Source organism: Shinella sp. 20P9.1.1 (genome assembly GCF_057798995.1).
In genome coordinates, this window is record NZ_JBYOLC010000001.1 from 104038 (window position 1) to 130281 (window position 26244).

24 protein-coding genes are annotated in these 26244 nt (G+C 64.8%); 9 read left to right on the plus strand and 15 right to left on the minus strand.

Annotated elements, in window-relative coordinates; all coding sequences use genetic code 11:
• The first annotated feature begins 436 nt into the window (after positions 1 to 436).
• Positions 437 to 2449 carry a putative bifunctional diguanylate cyclase/phosphodiesterase gene (locus AC27VQ_RS00485; RefSeq protein ID WP_488714741.1) on the plus strand — a complete coding sequence of 671 codons (2013 nt, stop codon included), beginning with the start codon at positions 437 to 439 and terminating at the stop codon, positions 2447 to 2449.
• Here the strand turns inward: AC27VQ_RS00485 and AC27VQ_RS00490 are convergent.
• Positions 2446 to 3105, minus strand: a complete 660-nt coding sequence (locus AC27VQ_RS00490) for a GntR family transcriptional regulator (RefSeq protein ID WP_488714742.1) — start codon at positions 3103 to 3105, stop codon at positions 2446 to 2448. The two genes, AC27VQ_RS00485 and AC27VQ_RS00490, sit on opposite strands and share 4 nt — an antisense overlap.
• Positions 3106 to 3349: 244 nt before the next feature.
• Here AC27VQ_RS00490 and AC27VQ_RS00495 point away from each other — a divergent pair, with 244 nt between their 5' ends.
• The 7 genes from AC27VQ_RS00495 to AC27VQ_RS00525 all read left to right on the plus strand — a co-directional run bounded on the left by AC27VQ_RS00495 (position 3350) and on the right by AC27VQ_RS00525 (position 11851).
• On the plus strand, positions 3350 to 4615 hold the full coding sequence (locus AC27VQ_RS00495) for an NRAMP family divalent metal transporter (protein ID WP_488714743.1): 1266 nt from the start codon (positions 3350 to 3352) through the stop codon (positions 4613 to 4615).
• Between the two features lie 18 nt (positions 4616 to 4633).
• Positions 4634 to 5401: a LamB/YcsF family protein gene (locus tag AC27VQ_RS00500; RefSeq protein ID WP_488714744.1), complete on the plus strand. Its 768-nt coding sequence runs from the start codon at positions 4634 to 4636 to the stop codon at positions 5399 to 5401.
• 9 nt (positions 5402 to 5410) lie between these two features.
• Positions 5411 to 6220: a putative hydro-lyase gene (locus AC27VQ_RS00505; protein WP_488714745.1), complete on the plus strand. Its 810-nt coding sequence runs from the start codon at positions 5411 to 5413 to the stop codon at positions 6218 to 6220.
• 7 nt (positions 6221 to 6227) lie between these two features.
• Positions 6228 to 7820: a 5-oxoprolinase subunit B/C family protein gene (locus AC27VQ_RS00510; protein ID WP_488714746.1), complete on the plus strand. Its 1593-nt coding sequence runs from the start codon at positions 6228 to 6230 to the stop codon at positions 7818 to 7820.
• Between the two features lie 9 nt (positions 7821 to 7829).
• Positions 7830 to 9554: an acetyl/propionyl/methylcrotonyl-CoA carboxylase subunit alpha gene (locus AC27VQ_RS00515; RefSeq protein ID WP_488714747.1), complete on the plus strand. Its 1725-nt coding sequence runs from the start codon at positions 7830 to 7832 to the stop codon at positions 9552 to 9554.
• Positions 9555 to 9633: 79 nt separating this feature from the next.
• On the plus strand, positions 9634 to 10746 hold the full coding sequence (gene aguA / locus AC27VQ_RS00520) for an agmatine deiminase (protein WP_488714748.1): 1113 nt from the start codon (positions 9634 to 9636) through the stop codon (positions 10744 to 10746).
• Between the two features lie 10 nt (positions 10747 to 10756).
• Positions 10757 to 11851, plus strand: a complete 1095-nt coding sequence (locus AC27VQ_RS00525) for a polyamine ABC transporter substrate-binding protein (RefSeq protein ID WP_488714749.1) — start codon at positions 10757 to 10759, stop codon at positions 11849 to 11851.
• Here the strand turns inward: AC27VQ_RS00525 and AC27VQ_RS00530 are convergent.
• From AC27VQ_RS00530 to AC27VQ_RS00560, 7 genes are all read right to left on the minus strand, one after another.
• Positions 11840 to 12601 (minus strand): helix-turn-helix transcriptional regulator, encoded by a 762-nt coding sequence (locus AC27VQ_RS00530; protein WP_488714750.1) that lies wholly within the window; start codon positions 12599 to 12601, stop codon positions 11840 to 11842. The two genes, AC27VQ_RS00525 and AC27VQ_RS00530, sit on opposite strands and share 12 nt — an antisense overlap.
• 64 nt (positions 12602 to 12665) lie before the next feature.
• Positions 12666 to 13643: an NAD(+) synthase gene (gene nadE / locus AC27VQ_RS00535; RefSeq protein WP_488714751.1), complete on the minus strand. Its 978-nt coding sequence runs from the start codon at positions 13641 to 13643 to the stop codon at positions 12666 to 12668.
• On the minus strand, positions 13643 to 15163 hold the full coding sequence (locus AC27VQ_RS00540; protein ID WP_488714752.1) for a class I adenylate-forming enzyme family protein: 1521 nt from the start codon (positions 15161 to 15163) through the stop codon (positions 13643 to 13645). Before AC27VQ_RS00540 ends, nadE begins: the two co-directional genes overlap by 1 nt.
• Before the next feature lie 6 nt (positions 15164 to 15169).
• Positions 15170 to 15424, minus strand: a complete 255-nt coding sequence (locus AC27VQ_RS00545) for an acyl carrier protein (protein ID WP_488714753.1) — start codon at positions 15422 to 15424, stop codon at positions 15170 to 15172.
• Between the two features lie 17 nt (positions 15425 to 15441).
• Positions 15442 to 17370: an asparagine synthase (glutamine-hydrolyzing) gene (gene asnB / locus AC27VQ_RS00550; RefSeq protein WP_488714754.1), complete on the minus strand. Its 1929-nt coding sequence runs from the start codon at positions 17368 to 17370 to the stop codon at positions 15442 to 15444.
• Positions 17371 to 17376: 6 nt separating this feature from the next.
• Entirely contained in the window at positions 17377 to 18486 is a 1110-nt protein-coding gene (locus tag AC27VQ_RS00555; RefSeq protein ID WP_488714755.1) for a hypothetical protein, read from the minus strand.
• Between the two features lie 131 nt (positions 18487 to 18617).
• On the minus strand, positions 18618 to 19397 hold the full coding sequence (locus tag AC27VQ_RS00560; RefSeq protein ID WP_488714756.1) for a MauE/DoxX family redox-associated membrane protein: 780 nt from the start codon (positions 19395 to 19397) through the stop codon (positions 18618 to 18620).
• A gap of 51 nt (positions 19398 to 19448) precedes the next feature.
• On the opposite strand from AC27VQ_RS00560, the gene AC27VQ_RS00565 reads away from it, so the two are divergent.
• The gene (locus tag AC27VQ_RS00565) at positions 19449 to 19853 is read left to right on the plus strand and encodes a MerR family transcriptional regulator (protein WP_488714757.1); all 405 of its coding nucleotides are present in this window, start codon (positions 19449 to 19451) and stop codon (positions 19851 to 19853) included.
• 11 nt (positions 19854 to 19864) lie between these two features.
• Here AC27VQ_RS00565 and argE read toward each other — a convergent pair whose 3' ends face one another.
• The 7 genes from argE to AC27VQ_RS00600 all read right to left on the minus strand — a co-directional run bounded on the left by argE (position 19865) and on the right by AC27VQ_RS00600 (position 26239).
• Positions 19865 to 21022: an acetylornithine deacetylase gene (argE, locus tag AC27VQ_RS00570; protein WP_488714758.1), complete on the minus strand. Its 1158-nt coding sequence runs from the start codon at positions 21020 to 21022 to the stop codon at positions 19865 to 19867.
• A gap of 189 nt (positions 21023 to 21211) precedes the next feature.
• Positions 21212 to 21889: a DUF1028 domain-containing protein gene (locus tag AC27VQ_RS00575; RefSeq protein ID WP_488714759.1), complete on the minus strand. Its 678-nt coding sequence runs from the start codon at positions 21887 to 21889 to the stop codon at positions 21212 to 21214.
• A 10-nt stretch (positions 21890 to 21899) separates the two neighbouring features.
• Positions 21900 to 22322 (minus strand): RidA family protein, encoded by a 423-nt coding sequence (locus AC27VQ_RS00580; RefSeq protein WP_050743390.1) that lies wholly within the window; start codon positions 22320 to 22322, stop codon positions 21900 to 21902.
• Positions 22323 to 22381: 59 nt separating this feature from the next.
• Positions 22382 to 23398, minus strand: a complete 1017-nt coding sequence (locus AC27VQ_RS00585; RefSeq protein ID WP_488714760.1) for an extracellular solute-binding protein — start codon at positions 23396 to 23398, stop codon at positions 22382 to 22384.
• 35 nt (positions 23399 to 23433) lie between these two features.
• Positions 23434 to 24243, minus strand: coding sequence for an ABC transporter permease (locus AC27VQ_RS00590; protein ID WP_488714761.1), 810 nt, complete (start codon positions 24241 to 24243; stop codon positions 23434 to 23436).
• On the minus strand, positions 24240 to 25169 hold the full coding sequence (locus tag AC27VQ_RS00595; RefSeq protein WP_488714762.1) for an ABC transporter permease: 930 nt from the start codon (positions 25167 to 25169) through the stop codon (positions 24240 to 24242). Before AC27VQ_RS00595 ends, AC27VQ_RS00590 begins: the two co-directional genes overlap by 4 nt.
• A complete protein-coding gene (locus AC27VQ_RS00600) occupies positions 25166 to 26239 on the minus strand; it encodes an ABC transporter ATP-binding protein (RefSeq protein ID WP_488714763.1) in 1074 nt (357 codons plus the stop codon). The genes AC27VQ_RS00595 and AC27VQ_RS00600 overlap by 4 nt, the downstream gene beginning before the upstream one ends.
• Positions 26240 to 26244: the final 5 nt, after the last annotated feature.

Consider the following 26244-nt stretch of genomic DNA (forward strand, 5'->3'; position numbering starts at 1 on the left):
CATAGCTGCATTGCACAATAAATGTTTTCCAAGCGGTCAAAAAGTGGGCATAGTGCACGCAGTTGATGCACATGGCGGTTTTCCTCCCAGTGCCGCCGCGTCAGCTGTTCCCCTCTGGAGGTTTTTAACCTTCACACTTCAATGGGCCGCGATTTCGCTGGCCCATTTTTTTTGCCTGCATTTGGGATTGTCCGAAAATGACGCGTCCTGAATGGAGCGATAAACTGCAATCTAATGGTTGCATTAGCATTTTCATTACGCTCTTATGCTCCAATCCCTGCTGCCGACGTGATGGTGCGATGTCCGGATTTCCGGGCGATGTCACGGGCAAGGATACGCATATGAGACGGGTGGGCAAGACGAGGGCGAACGGGACAAGGCAAAGGCAGACGACCTGCGCCACGGCAGCCGGCGATACGCAGAACCGGAGTTGTGTATGACGCAAGCCCCCAGAACCACGCTGCGCCTCATCGCCGTCGCCTGGCCTTTCGTCATCATCGTCCTTCTCCAGACGGCGCTTGCCACATTCAGCCTACAGGTCACGTCGTCGCTACGGGCCTTCGTCAGCGGCGAAAGCCTCTGGTCGAAAGGCCAGCATGACGCGCTCTACTATCTCAACCGTTTTGCCGAATCCGGCAATCGGTCCTTCGTCGCGCGCTATCACCAGGCGATGGCGATACCGATGGGCGACCGCGCGGCGCGGCTGGCGCTCGAGGCGGATCCGCCCGATGTCGGTGCAGCCTTCGAGGGCTTCCTGGCCGGCGGCAACCATCCCGACGACATTCCGAACATCATCTGGCTGTTCCGCTATTTCCGCTGGCTGCCGGTCATGGAAGCCTGCATTCGCGACTGGCGCACCGCCGAAGGCGTGTTGATGCAGCTGCTGCCGATCGGCGAGGGGATCGATACGTCCCGCCACATCAACGAGGCCGACCGGCGCGATATCATCCGCCAGCTCGACGAGATCAATGCGCTGGTGACGCCCCTGACGAAGCGCTTCTCCGACCGGCTGGGGGAGGGCACGCGGCAGGTACAGACCGTGCTGTTCGTCAGCAACGCCGTCATGGCGCTCGTCTTCATCCTCTTGACCGTCTGGCGGCTCAACAGCTTCCTCACGCATCGCCGCAATATCGAAGAACAGCTTTCCCACAATGCCAACCATGACGACCTCACGGGTCTGCCGAACCGCCGGCTCTTCGAGGAGCGGCTTGCCCGTGCGCTGGAGGAACCCGGCAGCCGGCATGCGCTGATGTTCATCGATCTCGACCAGTTCAAGGCCGTCAACGACAACGGGGGACATGCGGCCGGCGACGCGCTGCTGCGCCGCATCTCACACGATCTCGACAAGGCGATCCGCGGCACGGACCTGCTGGCCCGTCTGGGTGGCGACGAGTTCGGCATCGTTCTGCCGAACTGCGCGCCGGAAGATGCGCTGCGCATTGGTCTCAGGCTGCGCGAGATTGCCGAGGCGATCGATTTCGTCTGGAACGGTCATCGCTATTCGATCAGCGCCAGCATCGGCGTCGTCCATCTCGGCGGGCGCAGCTATACGCTGCAGGAGGCGCTGCGGGCGGCCGATATCGCCTGCTACATGGCCAAGGAAAAGGGCCGCAACCGCGTGCACGTCTTTGAGACGACGGACGCCGCGCAGACCCAGTTCACCGCCAATCTCAACTGGGTGCAGCGCTTGCACCGCGCGCTGGAGGAAGACAGTTTCCGGCTGTTCTCCCAGGAAATCGCGACGATCGACGGCAGCGGCGCGCCGGCCGAACATCGCGAAATCCTGCTGCGGCTGGAAGAGGAGGGCAAGCTTCTTGCCCCCGGCGCCTTCATTCCGGCGGCCGAGCGTTTCGGCCTGATGCCGGCCCTCGACCGCTGGGTGGTGCGCCACGCGCTCGATATCATCGGTCGGCGGATGGGAGCCGCGTCCGGCACCTATTCGATCAATCTCAGCGGCCTGACGCTGAAGGACGACACGTTCCTGCCCTTCCTGCGCGAGATGTTGCGCCGCAGCCGCGTGCCGGCCAATGTGCTCTGCTTCGAGATCACCGAGACCAGCGCCATCGAGAATCTGGACGAGGCCATCGCCTTCATGAACGCCATGCGCGCCATGGGCTGCCGCTTCGCGCTCGACGATTTCGGCGTCGGCATGTCGTCGCTCACCTACCTGAAGCGCCTACCGGTCGACTATGTGAAGATCGACGGCAGCTTCGTGCGCGACATGCTGACGGACAAGGCGGACTGGATGACGGTCGAGATGATCAACCAGATCTCGCATCTCGCAGGCCGCAAGACGATCGCCGAGTTTGTGGAGAATGCCGAGATTCTCGGCGCCCTGAAGACGATTGGCGTCGATTATGCCCAAGGCTATTTCCTCGGCCGGCCGGAGCCGTTCCTGCCGGATGCTGCGGGAACGATCATCCCCTTGCGTCGTGCCGACGTCGCCTAAGCCTGCTCGACCCGCTCCAGCGCCTTCAGCATCGTGCGTTCGGCAAGGTTGAGATAGGTCTCCATCTGCGCGGCGGCCTCTGCCGGCTTTCCCTGCTCCAGAAGGGTGACGATCGCGTCGTTCATGTCGACGAAGGGCGAATGCAGGTGCTCGGGATCGTTGAGGAGCCCGAAGCAGAGGCGTAGCTCCGCCGAGATGCGCTCGTAGAATTCGGTGAGCCGCGCGCTGTCCGAAAGGTCGATGATGGCGGCGTGGAAGATCATGTTGGCACTGCCGACGCCGACCCAGTCGCCCGCATCGCGCTTTTTCTGCCCGTTGGCGACGGCTTCGCGCATCACGCGGATTGCCGGATGCTGCTGCCAGGCCTGGCGCAGCGCGCCGCATTCCAGCATGCGCCGCACCCGGTAGATGTCGATGACCGAGGCCATGGAGGGCACGGTGACGAAGACGCCGCGGTTGGCCTCGTGGCGCAAGAGCCCGTCCTTGGTGAGCAGGCGGAAGGCTTCGCGCAGCGAATTGCGCGAGACGTCGAAGCGTTCGCTGAAGGCGGCTTCCGACAGACGCTGGCCGGGCGAAAGCTCGCCTGAAATCAGGAGCGTGCGAATGTGCCGCGCCAACCGGTCCGCCAGCGGCAGGCCTTCTCCGTCTTCCGTCATGCTCTTCTCCCCGCCCGGGCAGATGATGCCCGGTGACCCTCTTTCCCCTCTGCCCCTTAGCATGAATGCGGGGGCGGTGGCGCCGAAAATTGTGGCGAATCGCGTGCTATGTGATTGGTAAAGCGGCGATAATAAGGAACGATATAGAAATATTGTTGAACAATATTGACATTTTTGTGTAGCAGTCCATCATTCGGACATGAAACATCCGCGAGGGGCGGGTGCGTGAGAGCGGAGAAATCTCATGGAACGGAATGCAGCAGCACCTGCGGGCCAGAGCGTGGTCGCGCAGGGCCTCGAAACCGTCAAATCCCGTCGCTCGGCGCTTGTCGCCGCGATCTTCCTGATGGCGACCAGCGCCATCGGTCCCGGTTTCATCACCCAGACGGCGACGTTTACGACGAAGCTCGGCGCCGCCTTCGCTTTCGGTATCCTCGCGTCCATCCTCATCGATTTCGTGGTGCAGCTCAACATCTGGCGCATCGTGACGCTGACGCGCATGCGCGCCTCCGATGTCGCCAATGCGGCGATCCCCGGTTCAGGATACCTGCTCGCCATTCTCGTCATCGTCGGTGGCCTCTTCTTCAACATCGGCAATATCGGCGGTACCGGCCTCGGCCTCAATGCCGTCTTCGGGCTGGATCCGAAGATCGGCGGGGCGATCAGCGCCGTCTTTTCGATCGGCATCTTTCTGTCCAAGCGCGCGGGCCTCGCCGTCGACCGCTTCATCATCTTCGCCGGTATCCTGATGATCGTTCTGACGCTCTATGTCGCCTTCGTCTCCGGCCCGCCGGTCGGCGATGCGCTGTTCCAAACCTTCCTGCCCGATACGATCGATTTCGCCACGATCACCACCATCGTCGGCGGCACGGTCGGCGGCTACATCACCTATTCCGGCGCGCACCGCCTGCTTGACCGCGGCATGGTCGGCCAGGAGCACCTGCCGGCCGTTACCCGCGCCGCGCTGACCGGCATCGCCGTCACCGGCCTGATGCGCTATGTGCTCTTCCTCGCCATTCTGGGCGTCGTTGCCAGCGGCGTGGTCATCGATACGGCAAGCCAGGCAGCAAACCCCGCCGCACAGGCCTTCCGGGCAGCCTCCGGCGATTTCGGCCTGCGCCTCTTCGGCATCATCTTCTGGGCCGCCGCCATCACCAGCGTCATCGGTGCGGCCTATACGTCCGTCTCCTTCATCACGGTCTTCAAGCAGGATATCAGCGAGCGCGCCCGCAATCTCGCGACCGTGGTCTTCATTGCCATCTCGCTCGTCTCCTACCTGCTGATGACCACGCCGCCCGCTGCCATGCTGGTCTTCGTCGGCGGCCTCAACGGTCTCATCCTGCCGATCGGCCTCAGCATCTTCCTCTTCGCCGCATGGAAGCGCGAGGACCTGATGGGCGGCTATCGTTATCCGCGCTGGCTGCTGGTGCTCGGCGCCCTGGTCTGCGCGCTCACATGGTATATGGGCTACAAGTCGGCTGGCACGATCTTCGGACTGCTGGGTCTCTAAAAAAAGAGGGAGGAAACAATGACAGCGATCGACCTCAACAGCGATCTCGGCGAAAGCTATGGCGCCTGGCGCATGGGCGACGACGCGGCGATGCTCGCCGTCGTCTCCTCCGCCAACATCGCCTGCGGTTTCCATGCCGGTGATCCGGCCGGCATTTTCCGCACGGTGAAGGCGGCGGCTGCAAACGGCGTCGTCATCGGCGCCCATGTTTCCTATCCCGACCGCGTCGGCTTCGGCCGCCGCGATCTCGACGCCACGCCCGAGGAGCTGATCGCCGACGTCATCTACCAGATCGGCGCGATCAAGGGCGTTGCCGCCGCCGCCGGTACGACGGTGCGTTATGTCAAGCCGCACGGCGCGCTCTACAACCGCATCGCCTATGATGCGAAACAGGGCCAGGCGGTCATCGATGGAATCAAGGCGGTGGATTCCTCGCTGATCCTGATGGGCCTTGCCAATGCGCCGATCCTCGATCTCGCCCGCAAGTCCGGCCTTGCCGTGGTGGCGGAAGCCTTTGCCGACCGGGCCTACACGCCGAAGGGCGAGCTCGTCTCGCGCCGCGAGGCCGGCTCCGTGCTGCATGACGAGAAGAAAATCGCCGACCGCATGGTGCAGCTCGCCCGCGAGGGCACGCTGGAAGCCATCGACGGCAGCACGATCCGTATCGAGGCGCAGTCGATCTGCGTGCATGGCGACAGCCCCGGTGCCGTTGCCATCGCCCAGGAAATCCGCCGCCGCTTCGAGGCGGAAGGTATCGCCATCCGTTCCTTCGCCGACAAGGCGTGAGGCGCGGCCATGACGCTTCCGACCGACTATCTCGACCACGTTGATGCTTCAGCCGCGCGCCGGGCGAGGACTACTTATAGAAGTGGGTTCGTCGCGCCCACCTCGGGCATCGCGCCGGGCTTCACCCAGGCCAACATGATCGTGCTGCCGCGCGACTGGGCCTTCGATTTCCTGCTCTATGCGCAACGCAATCCAAAACCCTGCCCGGTGCTCGACGTCTCCGATCCAGGCTCGCCGACGACGCTGCTCGCGCCCGGTGCGGACCTGCGCACCGACCTGCCGCTCTACCGCATCTGGCGCGACGGCAAGCTTGCCGAGGAGACGCCTGACGCCACCGCCGCCTGGGCGGAGCGTGACGACCTCGTCGCCTTCCTGATCGGCTGCTCCTTCACCTTCGAGACACCGATGGTCGAGGCGGGTATCGAAATCCGTCACATGACGGACAAGAGCAACGTGCCGATGTACCTGACCAGCACGGCCTGCCGCCCGGCGGGTCGGCTGAAGGGCAATATGGTCGTCTCCATGCGGCCGATCCCCGCTTCGCGTGTTGCCGATGCCGCCATGATCTCCGGTCGCTTCCCGGCGGTGCACGGTGCGCCCGTGCATGTCGGCTCGCCCGCGGATATCGGCATCGCCGATCTCGCCAAGCCGGATTTCGGCGACGCGGTGCGCATCGAGCCGGGTGAAGTGCCGGTGTTCTGGGCCTGCGGCGTCACCCCGCAGGCGGCCGTGATGGCTTCGGGCGTGCCCTTCGCCATAACCCATGCGCCGGGCTACATGTTCATCACCGATATTCCCGATTCCGCCTATCACGCGTGAGGGTTCGATGCGCTTTCTACCCGTCAGCCTGACCACCATCCTCGTCGAGCTTGCCGATCTCGACGAGACGCTTGCCCTTTTCGCCTCGCTGCAGGCTGATCCGATCGACGGCATCGAAGAAATGGTGCCGGCCGCCCGCACGCTGATGATCCGTTTCCGCCCGGAAAAGGTCTCATCTTCGGATATCGCGGCAGGCATCGCCACCCGCGATCTTTCGGCGAAGATCGCGCCCTCTGAGCATCTGGTGGAAATCCCCGTGCGCTATGACGGCGAGGACCTCGGCGACGTCGCGGAATTGACCGGCCTCAGCGTCGAGGAGGTCATCCGCCGCCATACCGAAAGCGAATTCACCGTCGCCTTCTGCGGCTTCGCGCCGGGTTTCGGCTATCTCGTCGGCGGCGATCCGGCGCTGCATGTTCCGCGCCGCAAAAGCCCGCGCACCCGCATCCCGGCGGGCTCCGTGGCGCTGGCCGGCGCCTTCAGCGGCGTCTATCCGCAAAATAGCCCCGGCGGCTGGCAGATCATCGGCACAACGCCCGTCAAGATGTGGGATATCGACCGCGATCCCGGCGCGCTGTTCCAGCCCGGCTACCGCGTGCGCTTTTTCGACATGGCGAAGGCGGGCAGGACCGTCCACATCCCCGAACCGGCCGCCCGCACGGAGCGTGCCGTCGCAGCCGACGACCCGCAGTTCAAGGTGCTCGCCGCGCCGATGCCGGCCGTTTTCCAGGATATCGGCCGTTTCGGTCAGACGGGTCAGGGCGTCTCCGCCTCCGGCGCGCTCGACCGCAGCGCCTTCAATGCCGCAAACCGCATCGTCGGCAATCAGGCCGACACGCCCGCCCTCGAAATGACCCTCGGCGGTTTCTCCTTCGAGAGCAACGGGCGTGCCGTGATCGGCCTTGCCGGTGCGCCCTGTCCGGTGACGGTGCGCGATGCCGCCGGCCGCAATCGGGATTTTCAGACCTGGCAGCCGATTGCGCTGGAACCCGGCGACGTCGTCACCATCGGCCATCCGAAGACCGGCATGCGCACCTATCTCGCCGTGCGCGGCGGTTTCGACATTGCCCCTGTGCTTGGCAGCGCGGCGACCGATACGCTTGCCGTCGTCGGCCCGGAGCCGGTCACATCGGGAACGGTGCTGGCGCTGAAGGGTCGCAACGAGGGGCTTGCCAGCGTCTCCACCGATGAAATCCCGGCCTTCGACGCGCCGTCCGCAAGCGACGTGGTGACGCTCGACGTGGTGCTTGGCCCGCGCACGGATTGGTTCACGCAGAAGGGGCTGGAAACGCTGACGAGCCAGCTCTGGCAGGTCACGCCGCAATCGAGCCGCGTCGGCATCCGCCTTGCCGGCGAGGTGCCGCTGGAGCGCAAAGACAGTGCGGAATTGCCGAGCGAGGGTACGGCGACGGGTGCGATCCAGGTGCCGCACAGCGGTCAGCCGGTGCTCTTCCTCGCCGACCACCCGCTGACCGGCGGTTATCCCGTCATCGGCGCGGTCGCCGAATATCATCTCGATCTGGCCGGCCAGATTCCCATCAACGCAAAGATCCGTTTCCGCCCGATCGGCCCCTTCGCCGATATCGCCGCGAGCCGCTAGGAGAGCGCCATGAAGAAAGTGCTTATTGCCAATCGTGGCGAAATCGCCGTGCGCATCCTGCGCGCCTGCCGGGATTACGGGATGCAGTCCGTTGCCGTCTATGCGGATCCGGATGCGGACGCGCTCTTCGTGCGCCTGGCTGACGAAGCCTACGGACTTGACGGCGTGCGCCCAGCGGAAACCTATCTCGATATCGACAAGCTGATCGCTGTCGCAAAGCGCTCGGGTGCGGATGCCGTGCATCCCGGCTACGGCTTTCTGTCGGAAAACGCCCGGTTCGCCAAGGCGGTGCAGGAGGCCGGCCTGACCTGGATCGGCCCCGATCCCGACGTCATCGTGGCGCTTGGCGACAAGGTCGAGGCGCGGCGCATCGCGCAGAGCGTCGGGGCACCGTTGGTGGCCGGCAGCGACGGCCCGGTTTCCTCGGCGGCCGAAGTGATCGCCTTTGCGGAACAGCATGGCCTGCCGGTTGCCATCAAGGCCGCGCATGGCGGCGGCGGGCGCGGCATCAAGGTCGCCTGGAAAATGGAAGAGGTCGCCGATCTCTACGAATCCGCCGTGCGCGAGGCGACCGTCGCCTTCGGCCGTGGTGAATGTTTCCTCGAACGGTTCCTTGACCGCCCCCGCCATATCGAGGCGCAGGTCATCGCCGACAAGCACGGTAATGTGCTGGTTCTCGGCACCCGAGACTGCTCGGCGCAACGCCGCAACCAGAAGCTTATCGAAGAAGCGCCGGCACCCTTCCTCGCACCGGAACAGCGCGAACGCATCCACGCCGCCGCCAAGGCGATCTGTGCGGCCGCCGGCTATTCCGGCGCCGGCACGGTGGAATTCCTGCTCGGCGTCGACGGCACGATCTCCTTCCTCGAGGTGAACACCCGCCTGCAGGTGGAACATCCCGTCACCGAGGAAACGACGGGCATCGACCTCGTCATCGAGCAGTTCCGTGTGGCGGAGGGCCAGCGCCTGACGCTCCTCGAAACACCCGCGCCGCGCGGCCACTCCATCGAGTTCCGCATCAATGCCGAAGACCCCGGCCGCGGCTTCCTGCCGACGCCTGGTGCGATCACCGCCTTCGACCCGCCCTCCGGTCCCGGCGTGCGCCTCGATAGCGGCGTCGTCACCGGCTCGACCATTCCCGGCGTTTTCGACTCGCTGATGGCCAAGCTCATCGTGACCGGCGCCACCCGCGAGGAGGCGCTGCGCCGTGCCCGCCGGGCGCTGAATGAGTTCCGCATCGAGGGTGTTGCGACCGTCCTGCCGTTCCACCGCGCCGCCATCGACACGGACGATTTCATCGGGACCGATGGCTTCAAGGTACACACCCGCTGGATCGAGACCGATTTCGCCGCCATGCCGGAGGCCACGGCCCGGCCGGAGCCCGCCGCTGACCCGACGCTGATCCGCACCCATCTTGAAATCGACGGCAAGCGCGTGTCGCTCGCTTTGCCGAGCCTGCTTCTTGCTGGGCTTGGCGCGGCCGGGCAGAGCACGGCAGCCACAGGCGGCGGCAAGCCTGCCGAGGACGGCATCGCCGCTCCGGTCTCGGGCACGCTGCAAGCCTTCAAGATCGCCGATGGCGCCATGGTTGCCGAGGGTGAGCTGGTCGCCGTCATGGAAGTCATGAAGATGGAAACGCAGGTGCTCGCCCCCAAGGCCGGCCGTCTGCGCCTGCGCGTCAAGGAAGGCGATTATCTTCAGGCCGGCGATACGCTGATGGTCTTCGAGGGCTGACCGCCCATCCCAAATGGGACATTGACCCGAACGGGCCGTGCTTGCCTTAATCCCCCCGGATTTTTCATCTGGGGGATACATGGTACGCACGCTTCAAAGCACGCCGAAGGCCGATGGTTTTCGCGCACCGGGGGAATTCGAGCCGAAGGCCGGCTGCTGGCTGATCTGGCCGGAGCGGTCCGACACCTGGCGTCTTGGCGCCAAGCCCGCGCAAAAACTTTTCGCGCGGGTCGCGGCGGCGATTGCCGAGAGCGAACCGGTCACCATCGCCGTCTCGTCGCGCCAGTGGCTGAACGCCCGCGCCATGCTGCCGGACAGCGTGCGCCTCGTCGAAATGTCGACGGACGATTCCTGGCTGCGCGACAGCGGCCCGAATTTCGTCATCAACGATCACGGCGTGGTGCGCGGTGTCGACTGGACCTTCAACGCCTATGGCGGCAATGACGGCGGCCTCTATGCGCCGTGGAACCTCGACGACCTCGCCGCCCGCAAGGTGCTGGAAACCGAGAATATGGACCGCTACCGCTCGAAGCTGATCGCCGAGGGCGGCGGCCTGCAATGCGACGGGCAGGGCACGCTGATCACCACGGAACAGTGCCTGTTGAACCGCAACCGCAACGGCCATCTCGGCAAGGCCGAGGTGGAGAAGCAGCTTTCGGACTATCTCGGGCTGGAGCATGTCATCTGGCTACCGCGCGGCTTCTGCTTCGACGAAACGGATGGTCATGTCGACGATGTCTGTTGCTTCGTGCGACCGGGTGTCGTGGCGATGAGCTGGACGGAAGACCGCGACGATCCGCAATACGAGATCGTGCGCGAGGTGGAGGACGTGCTGCGCTCGGCCCGCGATGCGCGCGGCCGGTCGCTGGAGGTGCACCGCATCCTGCATCCCCGCCCGATCGAGATGACGGCGGAGGAGGCCGAAAGCGTCGATCAGGTCGACAGCACCTGGGCGCGCCCGGAAGGCAACCGCATCGCGGCCACCTATATCAACTACTATCCCGGCAATTCCGCCGTCGTCGTGCCGCAGTTCGACGACGAAAAGCTGGACTTGGCCGCGAAAGCCAAGCTCGCCGAACTCTTCCCCGAACACCGCATCACGGGCATTGAGAATTCCCGCGAAATCCTGCTCGGCGGCGGTAATGTCGCCTGCATCACCCTGCCGGTCTATGCCGGCCAGACGAAAGCCTGAGGAGAAGACCATGCGCAAGACTGCTCTCGTCTCGGCCCTCGCTCTGCTCGCCGCCATGGGCGGCGCGCGGGCGCAGGAGGAAAAGGTCGTCAACGTCTATAACTGGTCGGATTACATCGCGCCGGATACGGCGGAAAAGTTCGAGAAGGAAACCGGCATCCGCGTCGTTTACGACGTCTATGACGGCAACGAGGTGCTGGAAACCAAGATGCTGACCGGCGGCTCGGGCTACGATGTCGTCTACCCCTCGGCCTATCCCTTCCTGAAGAACCAGGTGAAGGCCGGCGCCTTCCAGCCGCTCGACAAGCCGAAGCTCGGCAATATCGGCAAGCTCGATCCGCAGGCGCTGTCGCTGATTTCGGGCGCCGATCCCGACAATACCTACGCCGTGCCTTACATGTCCGTCACCGACGGCATCGGCTACAACATCGCCGCCGTGAAGCAGCGCATGGGCGACGCGCCGGTCGACAGCTTCGCCATGGTGTTCGATCCCGCTATCGTCGAGAAATTCGCCGAATGCGGCGTCGCCATGCTCGATGCGCCCGCCGAAATCATCCCGATGGCGATGAATTATCTCGGCATCGATCCGCATTCGACGAACCCGGACGATATCGCCAAGGCGGAAGAGCTGCTCCTGAAGGTGCGCCCGCACATCCGCTACTTCCATTCCTCGCGCTATATCAACGACCTCGCCAATGGCGATATCTGCGTCGTGCTCGGCTGGTCGGGTGATATCCTGCAGGCGAAGGCGCGGGCGGCCGAAAGCGAGAAGAAGCTGGAAATCGCCTATGCCATCCCGAAGGAGGGGACGTTGATCAACTTCGACACCATGGCCATGCCGAAGGACGCACCGCATCCGGAAAACGCGCTCGCCTGGATCGACTTCAACATGCGGCCGGAGATTGCGGCGGCCAATTCCAGCTACGTCTCCTACGCCAATCCGATCCCTGACTCACTGCCGCTGATGGATCAAGCCGTGGCGAAGGATCCCGGCGTCTTCCCGCCGGACGACGTCAAGGCGAAGCTCTTCGTGGTGGAAACGAGCGACGCGAAGCTCCTGCGCCTGCAGAACCGCCTATGGACACGGGTCGTTTCAGGGCAGTGAGAGCAGAGCGCGGCCGCCGTCGCGTGCGGCGGCCATCAGCTCCACCTGCGAGTGGATGCCGAGCTTGCGATAGACCGTCTTGATATGGTTGCGCACCGTGCCGGGCGAGATGGAGAGGTCGCGCGAAATGGTTTTCGCGCAGCCGCCGTCGATGAGGAGGAGGGCGATCTGGCGTTCCCTAGCGCTTAATTCGCCAAGCGACAGCGAGCTTTCGCCCGCCGGCCGCCATTGCCGCCATAGGCGCTCCAGCACCATGCGGGTCGCCTCGGCGGTGGCTTCAGCCATCGCCACGTCCTCGTCGCCGAAGGGGCGGGCACCACGGCGGCGCAGATAGGTGACGAAGCCCGCGGCATTGCGATCGAAATTGAAGACGCCGGTGATCTCGTCGAAACTGCCCGAGGGCTCGTAGAAATCCCGGTAATAGGCGCTGGTGTGGAAGTCGCCCTTGTCGAGCGCCGAAAGCGGTAGCAGAAAATCCTGCCGCGAGCCGGCGAACCGGCGGAAGAACGGGTCCTGCTGGTATTTGCGCGTGTCGTAATTGTGGTTCCAGTGGTCCGGATCACGCTCGTAGATGGTGATCGAGGCGTTGTCGCGCAGATAGAGGCCGATATAGACCTGATCGGAGGCGATGATACCGCGCGCGCCGGCCGTGAAATGCGCCGAAATATCTTCGGGCAAGGTGGCGCTGACAGCAGAGGCGATGCCGCTGCTCCAGCGCTGGAGCTGTTCGAAGGTGAGGTTCGGGCGCATGGCGACAGGATAGACGGGGCGGCCGGGAATTCAAGCGGGCCTATCCGAAGGGTTGGGGTGGCCGTCAGTTCACCCCGTCCATGACGAGCGGTGCGCAATGCAGGTAGCGGGCGACCTTGCGTTTCGCGGCGATATCGGTCCAGACCAGCTCGACCTGGCTTGAGCTGAGGCCCGTCGCCGCAGCAATCGCTTCGGCCGGCAATCCATGGTTCAGCCCGTAGAGGCAGATATCCATCTTGTCGTAGGGCAGGGCGAAGTAGAATTCCTCCTGCGTCTGCGGCAGAGAATAGGTGTCCGTCGTCGGCGGTCGCGAGAGGATTTCCGAGGGAACGCCGAGATAGGCGGCGAGCTGATAGACCTGCGACTTGTAGAGATGGGCGATCGGCTTGATATCGGCTGCGCCGTCGCCGTTCTTCACGAAGAAGCCCTGATCGTATTCCAGCTTGTTCGGCGTGCCGAGCACGGCGAAATTCAGCCGGTCGGCATGGTAATATTCGAGCTGCTTGCGGCTGCGCTGCTTCATGTTCGTCGCCGCGACGATGCCGAGATAGGCGCTGGCCGGCAGGCGCACCTTGCGCATCTCGCCCTCCGGCGTGCGCACGACGAGCGAGGAAATGTTGTAGCCGCCCGTCGTCATCGTGCTGTCGAAGACGATCTTGGAGGCCCAGCCGTCGCCGTATTCAGGCACGGCCTCGCGGATGGCGGCGTCGCGGCGCTCATAGCAGCCCATGGCGGCTAGCGCGGGGCCGATATCCTCGAGCGTGCTGTCGATGCCGAAGGTTTCGGCAACGGTGCGCCCGAGCCGCAGGCTTTCCGGATCGGAATCGTTTTCCGGCATATAAAGGGCAAAGACGTTCTTCGCGCCGAGCGCCTTGGCGGCAAGGGCCGCGCACAGGCTGGAATCGATGCCGCCCGAAAGGCCGAGCACCAGCCCGCGTTTGCGCAGGTCGAGCCGCAGCTTCTCGCGCAGCCATTGCGAGATGCGCTCTACCTCGGCGGCGGGATCGAGCACGAGCGGGGCGAAGGCGGGCGTATGGGGCATCATTTCGATCCTGTCGGGTTGGCGGGCAGGGCGGCGAGGCGGCGGCTGGCCTTGCCGCTATCGGTTTTGGGCATGGCGTCGCGGAATTCCACCGACTTCGGCACCATGTGGTCTTCGAGATGGCGGGCGCAGAAACGCAGCACCTCGCGCTCGGTGAGGGATGGATCGGAGGCGACGATGACGGCCTTGACGGCTTCGCCGAGCACGTCATGCGGCACGCCGACGACGAGCGCCTCGGCAATGCCGGGCATGCGGCACAGCACCTCCTCCACCGCCTGCGGCGCGACCTTCTCGCCGCGCGACTTGATGATGTCGTCCATGCGGGACACGAAGGTGAGATAACAGTCGGCATCGGCGGTGAAGAGATCGCCGGTATGGAGGCGGAGCGTTCCGGTATTGGGAGCAGGACGCAGGGCACGGCTCGTGGCGGCCTCGTTGCGCCAGTAGCCGCGCATGACATGCGGCCCCTCGATGACGAGTTCGCCGATCGTGCCGGGCGCAGCTGCCTCGCCCGCCTCGTCCACCACCACGGCACGCGTGCCGGGTATGGCGATGCCGACCGAACCGCGTTTTGTGTCGATCTTGTCAGGCGGAAGCCAGGTGGCGCGGGTGCATTCGGTCTGGCCGTACATGCAGAAGAGTTTCGTATGCGGCAGGAAGGCGCGCAGCCAGTCGAGATGGGCGAGCGGAAGGGGGGCGGCGGCGCTGGTGAGGTAGCGCAGGCTTGCAAAAAGCGAGGGGTCGAGGTCGCGCGCCTGCATCATCATCGCCGCCATGGTCGGCACGAGCGGGAAACCGGTGACACGTTCGGCGCGGATCGTCTCGAAAACGGCCTGCGGGAAGGCGAAGGACTTTTCGATGACCAGCGTCGCGCCTGAGAGCATCGCGGTCACCAACTGGTTGAGCCCGTAACCGAAGGACATCGGCAGCACGACGAGGATGATGTCGACGGCGCTGTTTTCGAGATAGCGGCTGATTGCGCGAGCGGCGGCGTCGAGCGTGTCGTGGCCGTGCATCACGCCCTTCGGCTCGCCCGTCGAGCCCGAGGTATAGATCAGCGCGGCAAGGTCGGTGTCGGGAAAAGGTTCGGCCGGGACGAAGGGCGCGGCCTCCAGCGCGGAATCGAAGCTACCCGCCTCACCGACGACGAGGCGCGGTAGGGCGGCAAGTGCTTGGCAGTCCTCGACGAGCCGTTCCAGGCGGCTTTCGACGATGACGAGCGCCGGCGCGCAATTGCCGGCGATGGCGGCGAGCCGCTCGGCTTTCGTGGAAGGATTGACCGGGCAAATCGCAGCTCCTGCCATCCAGGTCGCGAAAACGGCGACGGCCGTGCGCCAGCCGTTGTCGAGCAGGATGAGCACACGCTCGCCGCGCCCGGCGCCGTGGTTGTGAAGCGTCGTCGCGAGGCGCCGGGAGAGATCGAGCAGGCGGTCGTAGCTGAGCCGCGCCTCACCGGAGACGATCGCCGTTTTGGCACCGTCCTGCGCAGCACTCGCCTCAAGGGTACGCTCGATCCGCATCGCGCCTCAGGCGGCTTGCTTGCGGGCGATGAAGCCGGCGATGCGGTCGATCGTGTCGAGATTGGCGGGCACGATATCGGCATCCGCGACGGAAATGGCGAAGCGCTCCTCCAGAAAGCCGACCAGTTCGAGGATGCCGGTGGAATCGATCAGGTCGTTGTCTATCAGCGAGAGGTCGGTGGCGAGCGGCTGGCTGTCGTCGCCGAACAGGAAGTTTTCCACGATGAAGGCGCGGATGGCGGTTCTGGTTGCGTCGGACATGTCCGGGATTTCCCTCCCTATGCTGGATGTGTTGGCGCGGCTGCGCCGAGAAGCTGCGTCGAAAGAATGCCGATGAAGGCGGCGTTGTCGCGAAAACCGCTCGCCTGTCCCTTGAGAACCTTGTCCCTCAGCTTGCCGACCGCTGGGCCATTGAAGAGGCCGCCTTCGGCAATCCGCGCCGGCGAAAGAACGTCGCCGAGATAGGCCGGCGTGCCGGGTGCGGCGAAACTCTCGCTGTCCGGCGCGCGGTAGGGCTGTTTGGGGCGGTCGATGATCGCCACGGGTACGAGGCCGCGGGCGGCCTCCTTGAGGATGTGTTTTTCACGCAGCCCCCGCAGCTTCGCCTCCGGCGGCAGGCCGGCGGCGAAGGCGACGACGCGGGGATCGAGGAAGGGAAAGCGCCCTTCCACCGCATTGGCCATCATCACGCGGTCACCCTGGCTGGACAGGATATAGCCCGGCAGCAGAAACGCCGTTTCGAGATATTGCGCCTGATGCAGCGCATGCCAGCGGCCGAAATCCGCCGGCAGTCGGGCAGCGAGGTCGGCAGCGGCATCGTAGTCGCCGAGCGTGGTCTTCAAATCGGGCGAGAAGAAAAGCTTGGCGGCCGCCGTCGAGCGGAAGCGCGGGCGGTGGGAATAGAGCGGGTCGTCATGCGCTTCGGCGCCGAAGGCGAAGAAGCGGGCGAGATAATCCGGCGACTGCTGCTGCAAGCCCGGCAGGTAGGGATAGAGCCGCTGGAAGAGACGCGGACGGCGGGCTGACCCCGGCTGGCGGCCGCAGAAGCGGCGCACGCGCGCCTCGCGGAAAAGATCATAGCCGGCGAAGATCTCGTCCGCGCCTTCGCCCGTCAGCACGACCTTCATGCCGCACTCGCGCACGCGGGCGGCAAGGAGATGAAGTGGCACGGGCGCGGTGCGCAGGATCGGGCATTCGATATGACGCATCACCGCTGGAAGACTGTCAGCGATCGCCGCCGTAGTGCATTCCACGCTGTCGGCCTCGGCGTCGAGCGTCGCGGCCATCCGGCGCTGCCAGCTGCTTTCGTCATGTTCCTCGCTGCGGAAGGTCAGCGAGAAGGTGCGCAGGCCGTGCGTGACGGTGCGTGCGGCGAGCGCCGAGATCAGCGAGGAATCGAGGCCGCCGGAGAGATAGGCGCCGACAGGCACGTCGGCGCGCAGCCGGATGCGGGTGGCATCGGAGAGCAGAGCCCGCAGCTCCTCCACTTGTTCGTCCATCGGGCGGGCGGGCGGCACGTCGGCGCGGTCCGGATAGGACAGCTGCCACCAGGGGCGGATGGTGCGCACGCCGTCCTTCACCAGCATCAGGTGGCCGGGCGGCAGTTCGTGGATGCCGCGATAGGCCGTGCGTGGCGGTATGGGGCACCAGAGCGTGAAAATCTGGTCGAGCGCGACAGGATCGATCTCCGCCACCATGCCGGGCAGGGAGAGAAGCGCCTTGATCTCCGAGGCGAAGAACAGCGCGCCCGCGTGCTCGGTGTAGAAGAGCGGGCGAACACCCATGCGGTCGCGCGCCAGAAGCAGCGTGCGGCTCCGCGCATCGTGCAGCGCGAAGGCGAAATCGCCGTTGAAATCCGCAAGGCAATCGGCGCCCTTCGCCTCGTAGGCCTTCAGGAGCACTTCGGTATCGGAGGTCGTCCGGAAGCGGTGGCCGCGCGTCTTGAGGTCTTCGCGCAGCTCGACATAGTTGAAGATCTCACCGTTGAAGGAGACGGTGATGTCCGCATCGTCCGAGACCATCGGCTGGGCGCCGTCGGAAAGGCCGACGATGGAAAGGCGGGTATGGGCAAGGCCGGTATCGCCCCGCACAAGCGCGCCCTCGCCGTCCGGCCCGCGGTGGCGAAGCGCCGCGACCATGCGGGAAAGGTAGTCCGCGCCCTGTTCGGCCGAGAAATGTCCTCCGTGATATCCCGCGATCCCGCACATGCCGGGCTACTCGAAACGGTCGCCGATGAGGCGCGTCCAGCCCTCGCCGGCAAGGCCGTTGAGGAAGGGCTGGCCTTGCGTCAGAGCCGCGAGAATCGCTGGATCACGGGCATGCACGACGGTCGAGGAGGCGTGCAGGAAAGCGCATTTCTTGCCGATCATCGCCTGAAGCAGTTGCGGCTGCGTGCGGCCCCGGATCGCGACGAGACCGCGCTCATAGGCATTGCGGATGAGGCAGTCGATGACGATGGGCTCCTGTGCCGGTGCCGCCATGACCTGCACGGCGCGCCCGATGCCGCCGGGATTTCCATAGTAGAGATAGAGACCGACAGGCTTGCCGGTCCGCGCGCGAACGATGTGCTGGATGCGTTCGCCATGCAGCGTTTTGCGTTCGGCATGGTCCAGCATTCTCTCCAGTGTCGTCTGATCCCAGACGGGGCGCAGCGGAAACTGCGTGACCAGATCGCGGCAGAGTGCTGCGAATTCGGCGTTGTCGGCCGCGGTCGCCTCGAAGGCATCGGCCTTGCCGGCGAGCGGGGCGTAATGCGACCAAGCCTGCCGGTCGCCATGCCGGCAGAGGATGGCATCGCCGAGTTTCGCGAAAGGCGACAGCAGGCGAGCCGCCGAAATTTTCGCGGCCGCCGCTTCCAGTGCGAAAGACGCGGGCTTGAGGATGCGCAGCCATTCCAGGCTGTAGGGGGCCAGCACACCTGCCCGCATCGACCGCCACATGTCGGTGGACACGTCGTTGGACGTCTCGCTGAAGGAAAGATCCTGCGGGCCGGAGAGCGCGTCGCGCAGCAGGCGGGCGCCGGCAAAGGGATCGCTGTCGCGATCGTCGCTGGCGAAGGTGCCGCAATTGGCGGCGAGCAGGCGGCGGCCCTCGAGTTCCATTTCGACGGGCAGCACGCCGAGGAAGCCCGAGACGGTGCCGTCGGCGCGCACATGCACGCGCGAGAAAAGACCGGTATCGTGGCTGGCCTCGCCGAGAAAGAGCGCTTCCAGATAGGCCTTCAGGTCGTCGCTTGCCGGCGCGTCGGTCTTGCGCAGCAGCCGCTGAAAGAGGCTCGCCACCGCTTCGACATCCCCTGCCTCAAATGAACGCACGCTCGACATCGCGACCCACTCAGACCCTGTGCCATTCCGGTTCGCGGCAAAGAATTGCCGTCCGCTTTCCTTACGTGAGGAGCGTGAAGAAAGGGTCAAGACGGGAAAACGGCGCCGCTTCGGGGCGGCGCCGGGCCGTTTTACATGGCGTGGCCGCCGATATAGCCAAGCGAGGCAGCCGCCATCCAGACCGCCATCGCGATCATCATCAGGTTTTCCGTGAGCGAGATGAAGCCGAGCGGAACGTTGCTTGCGCCGCCGACACAGGCGCATTTCAGTTCGCGCTTGTCGATATAGACGGCCTTGAACACCGAGACCGCGCCGATCGTGCCGATGAGGAGGGCGATGGGGACGGACAGCCAGTTGAGCGCACCCGCCGCCATCAGCACGCCGGCAAGGCCTTCCGCATAGGGATAGATATAGCTGTAGGGCACCCAGCGCTTGGCGAGCAGGTCGTAGTTGAGGAACATGGTGGCGAAGCTTTCCACGTTCTGCAGCTTGAGCAGCGCCAGCACCACCATCGAGAAGGCGATGAACCATTCGGCGGCGCGCAGCGTGAAGGGTGAGCCGCTGACGGCATAGCTTGCCGCCATGGCGGTCAACGCCGTCAGCGCGAAGAGCACGACGACCGGGCGATAGGTGGTGGCCTTGGGGTCGGCAACGGGCTTGTCGAGATAGCGGCGCAGATCGTCGTAGCCGCCGACCCTGGCGCCGCCGATGAAGACCTGCGGCGTGGTGGCGACGCCATGTTCGGCCTTGAAGGCGTCGGTCGCTTCACGGGTCGTCAGGTGGCGGTCTTCCACCGCGTAGCCCGAGCGCTTGAGCAGGTCCTTCGCCTTGAGGCCATAGGGGCATGTGTGGCTGTCCATCACCATGCGGTAGAGAACGGCCTTCTTGGTATCCTGGGTTTTGTCCAACATCTCACGTCTCCTGTCTTGTGAAATCGTTGGCAGAACTATAGGTTCCGTACCATGGTACGGAGTCAACAGCCAAAAGATCTGACGATCAGAAAATTTGCGGCGGCGGCTGATGTCGGCGTCGAGACGGTGCGTTTTTACCAGCGCCGGGGCCTGCTTTCGACGCCCAAGCGCATCGACGGCATTCGCCATTACGGCGAAAGCGACGTCAACCGCCTGCGCTTCATCCGCCAGGCGCAGGCGGCCGGCTTCACGCTGGAGGAGATCCGCCAGCTTCTGGCGCTCGATTCCGGCGAAGATCGTGCTGCGGCACGCGAGATGGCGTCCAAACGCCTTGCCGAACTCGATGCGCGCATGGAGGCGCTGCAACACGCCCGCGCTTCGCTGCAAAAGCTCGTTTCCGAATGCGCCATCGGCAAGACCGGGCCATGCCCGATCCTGAAATCCTTCGGCGCCTGATCTTTAGGCGTTCAGGCGGCGGATAGTGCATCGACCAGGCGGGCAAGCATCGCGTCGCAGCGCGCAAGCTGCTCCGCGCTGACGAATTCGTCCGGCTTGTGCCCCTGGTCCATGAAACCGGGGCCGCAGATGGCGGTGGACAGGCCCAAGTCCTGATCGAAGAGCCCGCCTTCCGTGCCGAAGGCGACCTTGAGCGTGCCGTCGTCACCGAGAATCCTTTTCAGGAGGGTCACGACCGGTGCGTCCGCAGCGGTGTTGAGGCCAGGATAGCCGGAAACGGGCTCGATCTCGATACAGGCCATGGGAAAACGGTTGCGGTAAGGTTTGGCGATGGTTTCGGCATCCGCCGCGATGCCGGTGAGGATGGCATTCGGATCATCCTCGGCGATGTTGCGGATCTCGAAATCGATCTCGCAGCGGTTGGGCACGATGTTGAGCGCGGTGCCGCCCTGCATCATGCCGGCATGGATGGTGGAATAGGGAATGTCGTAGTCGTCGTCGCGCGTGCCGTGGTCGGCCAGCGCCTCCTGCCGTGCCTGAAGCGCCTGGATGAACGAGGCGCCGAGATGCAGCGCGTTCAGCGCGTTGGGGGCGAGCGCCGAATGGCCCTCCTGCCCGTGGCAGCAGGCACGGAAGGCGAGCTTGCCCTTGTGGCCGGTGGCGATCTTCATGCCCGTCGGCTCGCCGACGATGCAGAGCGCCGGCCGTTCGGGCCGCGTCGCCAGCGCCTCGATCATGCCGCGCACGCCGATGCAGCCGATCTCCTCGTCATAGGACAGCGCAAGATGCAGCGGCCGTTTCAGCGGGCGCTCGGCGGCAAGCAGCATCGCGCGCAGCGCCGCCGCGACGAACCCTTTCATATCCGCGGTGCCGCGGCCGTAGAACCGGCCGTCCCGCTCGATCAGCGTGAAGGGATCGCCCGTCCAGGCCTGCCCCTCGACGGGCACGACATCCGTATGGCCTGACAGCACGACGCCGTCAGGCCCCTCCGGGCCGATGGTCGCGAAGAGATTGGCCCGGCTGCCATCGGGATGAACAAAACGCTCGATGCGGGCGCCGGCGGCGCGCAGCAGGTCTTCGACATAGTCGAGCAGCGCGAGATTGGACGTTCGCGAGACCGTCGGCTCGGCGACGAGGCGGGCGAGGATTTCTGCGGTTGAGGGGATCATGGCGCTCTTTCGGTGGAAGTCGGGTGTTTGAGATATGTCGGAAGACCCTCTCTGCCTGCCGGCATCTCCCCCACAAGGGGGGAGAAAGGCTGGCAGCATGCTCTTCGCAATAGATTGTCCGCCGGAGAGCGCCGCGCTCAAGTCCCTTCCCCTTGTGGGGAGGGATTTAGGGAGGGGTCTTCTCTCCGTTCACAAATCCCCCGGCACACCGTAGCTCGGTGCCCCCGAGGGGTTGAGCGCGCGGGTGACATAGGCGTCCATTTCGCCGCGCCAGCGCTCCCACAGCGCCGCGCATTCCTCGATGGGGTCGCCCTCGGTCCAGTCGACGCGCAGGTCCGCGACGTTCCACGAGACCTTGTCGACCATGACGAGGCCCATGGAATGCACCGGGCCTTCCTCGCCGCCTGCCGCGATCGCCGCGCGCATGGCTGATATCAGTCGGTCGCCGAGATGTTGGTCCTTTGCCGCCTCGAAGGCTTCCACCATTTTCTGCGGGATGTCCGTCGTCGTCAGCATGTTGCCGGCGGCCACGACATTGTCGCCGCGCGCCGTCGCATGGGTGCCCAGCGTTTTCGCGCCGGAATAGCTTGCCGTGCCGCCCGTCGCATCGACGAGCGCCAGCTGGCGGTATTCGATATCAGGGGCCTCCGCGACGAGGCGTGCCAGCGCCGCCTCGGCGGAAAGGCCTGCTGCCATCAGGTCCAGTCCCTTCGGGCCGAGACGGGGATCGGTGACGTTCTGGGTCGAGACGGCGCCGACGCCGGCGCGCACATGGGCGCAGCGTGCCGCGACACTCGGCGAGGACGAGGACACGGCGATGCCGAACATGCCGGTTCTCTCGCAGCGGCCGGAGATGGAGAAGGTCATGCCGCCCTCCTCACGCTTCGTCGGGAATAACGGCGGTCGCTTCGATTTCGACCAGCCATTCCGGCCGGGCGAGAGCGGAGACGACGAGACCGGTCGAGACCGGGAAGACGCCCTGAAGATATTTGCCCATCTCGGTATAGACGGCCTCGCGGTAGCGGATGTCGATGAGATAGACCACGACGCGGCAGATATGGCTGAGGTCGGAACCGGCCTCCTCCAAGAGCATCTTGATGTTTTCCATGGCCTTGCGGGCCTGCGCACCGGCATCGCCGATGTGCAGGCTTTCGCGCGTGTCGAGGTCCTGTGCGATCTGCCCGCGTACGAAAACCGTCGCTCCCCGTGCCACCACCGCCTGGCAGAGATCGTTGTTCAGCTTTTGCTCGGGATAGGTTTCCTTCGTGTTGAAGGGGCGGATACGGGTGTGCACGGGCATTTTGGTCTCCTTGGATGGCGATGGATGGCGCCGCGGTCACCCGCGGCGCAAGAGCGGGGTTACTGGAGAAGCTGCGTCCAGACGCGGGTCACGAGATCCTGCGCGGCGGCCGAGCAGGTGCGCGAGAAGGTGATCGGTACGTCGGGATAGAGTTCCGGCGCCGTCTCCTTGGTGTTTTCCACCTTGGCCTCGATGACCTTCATCGGCGAGGAGTGCGAATAGAAGTTCATCTGCTCCGTGGCGTTTTCCGTGGTCGACATGAACTCGATGAATTTCACCGCATTGTCGTGGTTCGGTGCGCCCTTCGGGATGACGTAGCTGTCCATCCAGCCGACGAGGCCTTCCTTGGTCATGGCGAGCTTGACCGGCGAGCCGGTCTTGCGGGCGCGCAGCGAGTCACCGTCCCACCAGAAATGCGCCGAGACTTCGCCGGAGGCGAGGCGGCTTGCGATATTGTCCGAGGAATAGACGGCAACCGAGGGCTTCTGCGCCATCAGGAGATCGAGCACCTTCTTCATCTCCGCCTGATCTTCCGAGCAGAAGGGCACGCCGAGATAGAGCTGGGCGGCGCCGATCACCTCGTCGGGATAGGAGAGGAGCGCGATCTTGCCCTTCAGCTCACCCTCGGGCTCGAAGAAATATTTGAAGCTGTCGGTCGGGCCCTTGTACTGGTCGGTATTCACCACGAAGCCGGCGGTGCCGTAGGCGAGCGGGATGGAATAATCCTGCGTCTCGTCCCACCACTGGTTACGCCACTTCTCCTCGATATTCTCATAGGCCTTCAGCTTGCTGGCCCCGAAATTCTCGATGATGCCCTGATCGATCATCACGCGCAGGAAGTGCTGCGAGGGGGTGGCGATATCGTAGCCGGAGGAGCCGGCCTGCAACTTGGTCAGCAGATCCTCATTGGAGGTGAAGCTGTCGACATTCACCTTCACGTCGTTCTCCTTGGAGAACTTTTCGATGAGCGCGGGCGAGATGGATTCCGCCCAGGCATAGATGTTCAGTTCGCCGGCTGCCTGCGCACTCGTGGCGAAGCAGAGGGCGAGGGCTGTGGCTGCAAAGTATTTCTTCATTTTATGTTCCTCTCTTTGATTATGGTTCGGCCCGGTTATTGGTCAGGGTTGTCGCGTGTGCCCCGCGCCGCAACGAGAAGCGCTGCGGTGGCAAGGACGAGTGAGGCAAGGATCAGCAGCGTCGCGATGGCGTTCAGTTCCGGCGAGGTGCCGGCGCGGATCAGCGAGAAGATGTAGACGGGCAGCGTCGTCGAACCGCCTGTCGCAAGCAGGTTTGAGGTGATGAAGTCGTCCATCGAAATGAGGAAGGCGAGCATCGCGCCGGAGAAGACGCCGGGGAAGATCAGCGGCAGCGTCACGCGGCGGAAGGTCGTCAAGCGGTCGGCGTAGAGGTCGGCGCTCGCTTCTTCGAGATCGAGCGACATGCCCTGAAGGCGCGCGCGGATCGGCAGGAAGGCGAAGGGCGTGCAGAAGGCGGAATGGGCGACGATGAGCCGGACAAGGCCGTTCTGGATGTCGAGCAGCGAGAACAGGATGAGGGTCGCGACGGCCAGCACGATCTCCGGCAGGAGCAGCGGCAGGTTGACCACCGTTTCGGAGAGCTTGCGGAAGCGGACGTTCTTGCCGCGGATGATGGCAAGCGCCGCCGAGAGCGCGATCAGGGTGGAGACGATGGTCGCCACGGCAGCGATCGTCAGCGAGGTTTCCAGCGCGCTCATCAGCGCGGCATTGTTCAGCGCCGAGCCGTACCATTTCAGCGAAAAGCCCGTCCACACGCCCGCAACGCGGTTGGCGTTGAAGGAATAGACGACGATGACGGCGAGCGGCACATAGAGATAGAGGAAGAAGAAGATGGTGAGGGGGCGAAGTCCCGGATAGCGCTTGACGTCGTGGCGGATGCTCATGGCCGGGCCTCCCGGCGGGCGGCGCGCAGTGCCGTGAAAATCAGGAAGAGCATGACGACGGCCATCAAGGTCATGGCGATGGCCGCGCCGAAGGGCCAGTTGCGGCCGCCGCCGAATTGCAACTGGATCAGCGAACCCATCATCATCTGCTTGCCGCCGCCCATCAGCGTCGGTTCGAGCACGGCGCCGAGCGCCGGTACGAAGACGAGGATGGCGCCGGCGACGAGACCGGGGGCGGTCAAGGGCAGGATGACACGGCGCAGCGTCACCCAGCGGTCGCCGTAAAGGTCGTGCGAGGCCTCGATCAGCGTGCCGTCGAGCTTTTCGATGGAGGCGAAGACGGGCAGCACCATCAGCGGCATGGCGGTATAGACCATGGCCGTCAGCGTCGCGCCGTCGTTGAACATGAAGCTCATGCCGGCGGGAAAACCTAGCTGTTCCAGGAAGCTCGGCAGGGTGCCGTCCTTGCCGAGAATGATCATCCAGGCATAGACGCGCAGGATCATCGAGACCCAGAAGGGAAGTGTCACGAGATAGACGAGGATCGCCTTGCGGTTCGCCGGCTGGCGCGAGATGAAATAGGCGACGGGCACGGCGAAGAGGAGGCAGATCAGCGTGGTGGCGCCGGCCAAAAGGAAGGTGCGGCCGATGATCAGCAGGTATTGAGGGGTGAATTCCAGTTCCCCGGTCCAGCCTTCGTTGAAGAGGATCTGGCTGTAGCCGGCGAGGTTGAAATCCCAGGTGAAGCCGCCATAGGCGCCGCGCGTCGCCACCGACACGGCGGCGATGATGAAGATCGGCAGGATCAGCGCGAAGCCCATCAACAGCCGCGACGGCAGCAGGCCCCAGAAGGAGAGGTTGTGCCAGAACCGGGCGCGCGGCGCGCGCTCCAGTCCGGCGTGGGTGTGAAGGGCGCTGTCCGTCATGCCGCTAGCACCCGTGCGGAGCCCGCGACGAAGCCGACGGGAACCGTCGCGCCGAGCGGGATCGTATCGCCTTCGCGCGAGGCGTTGCGGCGCGAGGCGCGCAGCTCCGTGCCCGCGACGTCGAGCGTATAATGGGTGTAGCCGCCCATATAGTTCTTGTTGGTGACGCGGCCTTCGAAGGTGATGCCTTGTGCCTGGTTGCCGAGATTGATCTTTTCCGGGCGTACGGAGAGCGTCGCGCGGCCCTTGGCAGTACTGCCGGTCGCCGGCACGGTAATATCAGGGCCGAAAGGCATGCGAATGGTCGCCTGCCCTCCGAGGGTCTCCAGCACCTCGACATCCAGGAAATTCGTCTCGCCGACGAAATCGGCGACGAAGCGATTGACCGGCTCCTCGTAGATTTCCGTGGGCGTGCCGATCTGCTGCACCTCGCCGCCGCCGAGCACGGCGATGCGGTCGGACATGTCGAGCGCCTCTTCCTGGTCGTGGGTGACGAAGACGAAGGTGATGCCGGTGTCGCGCTGCAAGGTGCGCAGCTCGTCGCGCATCGCCTGGCGCAGTTTCAGGTCGAGGGCGGACAGCGGCTCGTCGAGCAGCAGCACTTCCGGCTCGGGGGCGAGCGCGCGGGCAAGCGCGATGCGCTGGCGCTGGCCGCCGGAGAGCTGCGTGGGCTTGCGCGTCGCCATCGCCGACATGTGGACGCGTTCCAGCATTTCGCCGACGCGGGATTTGATGCGGCCCTTCTCCCAGCCGAGGTTTTCGAGGCCGTAGGCGACGTTCTGTTCCAGCGTCATGTGCGGAAAAAGAGCGTAGCTCTGGAAGACCGTGTTGACGCGCCGCTTGTGCGGCGGGATCGAGACGACCTCCTCGCCATTGAGCAGGATCGAGCCCGTATCCGGGCTTTCGAAGCCGGCGAGCATGCGCAAAAGCGTGGTCTTGCCGCAGCCGGACGGGCCGAGCATCGTGAAGAACTCGTTGCTGCCGATGCCGAAGCTGACGGATTTCAGTGCCTGATAGGCCCCGAAGTTCTTGGAGACGGACTGGACTTCGATGGCCTTGGCTTGGGTCATGCCGT

Coding starts and splice junctions, on each gene's coding strand:
- AC27VQ_RS00505 (WP_488714745.1), top strand. CDS start 5,411: ATGACGCTTCCGACCGACTATCTCGACCACGTTGATGCTTCAGCCGCG.
- AC27VQ_RS00500 (WP_488714744.1), top strand. CDS start 4,634: ATGACAGCGATCGACCTCAACAGCGATCTCGGCGAAAGCTATGGCGCC.
- AC27VQ_RS00485 (WP_488714741.1), top strand. CDS start 437: ATGACGCAAGCCCCCAGAACCACGCTGCGCCTCATCGCCGTCGCCTGG.
- AC27VQ_RS00575 (WP_488714759.1), bottom strand. CDS start 21,889: ATGACCTTCTCCATCTCCGGCCGCTGCGAGAGAACCGGCATGTTCGGC.
- AC27VQ_RS00510 (WP_488714746.1), top strand. CDS start 6,228: ATGCGCTTTCTACCCGTCAGCCTGACCACCATCCTCGTCGAGCTTGCC.
- AC27VQ_RS00600 (WP_488714763.1), bottom strand. CDS start 26,239: ATGACCCAAGCCAAGGCCATCGAAGTCCAGTCCGTCTCCAAGAACTTC.
- AC27VQ_RS00595 (WP_488714762.1), bottom strand. CDS start 25,169: ATGACGGACAGCGCCCTTCACACCCACGCCGGACTGGAGCGCGCGCCG.
- AC27VQ_RS00580 (WP_050743390.1), bottom strand. CDS start 22,322: ATGCCCGTGCACACCCGTATCCGCCCCTTCAACACGAAGGAAACCTAT.
- asnB (WP_488714754.1), bottom strand. CDS start 17,370: ATGTGCGGGATCGCGGGATATCACGGAGGACATTTCTCGGCCGAACAG.
- nadE (WP_488714751.1), bottom strand. CDS start 13,643: ATGCCCCATACGCCCGCCTTCGCCCCGCTCGTGCTCGATCCCGCCGCC.
- AC27VQ_RS00565 (WP_488714757.1), top strand. CDS start 19,449: ATGGTACGGAGTCAACAGCCAAAAGATCTGACGATCAGAAAATTTGCG.
- argE (WP_488714758.1), bottom strand. CDS start 21,022: ATGATCCCCTCAACCGCAGAAATCCTCGCCCGCCTCGTCGCCGAGCCG.
- AC27VQ_RS00540 (WP_488714752.1), bottom strand. CDS start 15,163: ATGCGGATCGAGCGTACCCTTGAGGCGAGTGCTGCGCAGGACGGTGCC.
- AC27VQ_RS00590 (WP_488714761.1), bottom strand. CDS start 24,243: ATGAGCATCCGCCACGACGTCAAGCGCTATCCGGGACTTCGCCCCCTC.
- AC27VQ_RS00545 (WP_488714753.1), bottom strand. CDS start 15,424: ATGTCCGACGCAACCAGAACCGCCATCCGCGCCTTCATCGTGGAAAAC.
- AC27VQ_RS00585 (WP_488714760.1), bottom strand. CDS start 23,398: ATGAAGAAATACTTTGCAGCCACAGCCCTCGCCCTCTGCTTCGCCACG.
- AC27VQ_RS00555 (WP_488714755.1), bottom strand. CDS start 18,486: ATGTCGAGCGTGCGTTCATTTGAGGCAGGGGATGTCGAAGCGGTGGCG.
- AC27VQ_RS00560 (WP_488714756.1), bottom strand. CDS start 19,397: ATGTTGGACAAAACCCAGGATACCAAGAAGGCCGTTCTCTACCGCATG.
- AC27VQ_RS00495 (WP_488714743.1), top strand. CDS start 3,350: ATGGAACGGAATGCAGCAGCACCTGCGGGCCAGAGCGTGGTCGCGCAG.
- aguA (WP_488714748.1), top strand. CDS start 9,634: ATGGTACGCACGCTTCAAAGCACGCCGAAGGCCGATGGTTTTCGCGCA.
- AC27VQ_RS00515 (WP_488714747.1), top strand. CDS start 7,830: ATGAAGAAAGTGCTTATTGCCAATCGTGGCGAAATCGCCGTGCGCATC.
- AC27VQ_RS00490 (WP_488714742.1), bottom strand. CDS start 3,105: ATGACGGAAGACGGAGAAGGCCTGCCGCTGGCGGACCGGTTGGCGCGG.
- AC27VQ_RS00525 (WP_488714749.1), top strand. CDS start 10,757: ATGCGCAAGACTGCTCTCGTCTCGGCCCTCGCTCTGCTCGCCGCCATG.
- AC27VQ_RS00530 (WP_488714750.1), bottom strand. CDS start 12,601: ATGCGCCCGAACCTCACCTTCGAACAGCTCCAGCGCTGGAGCAGCGGC.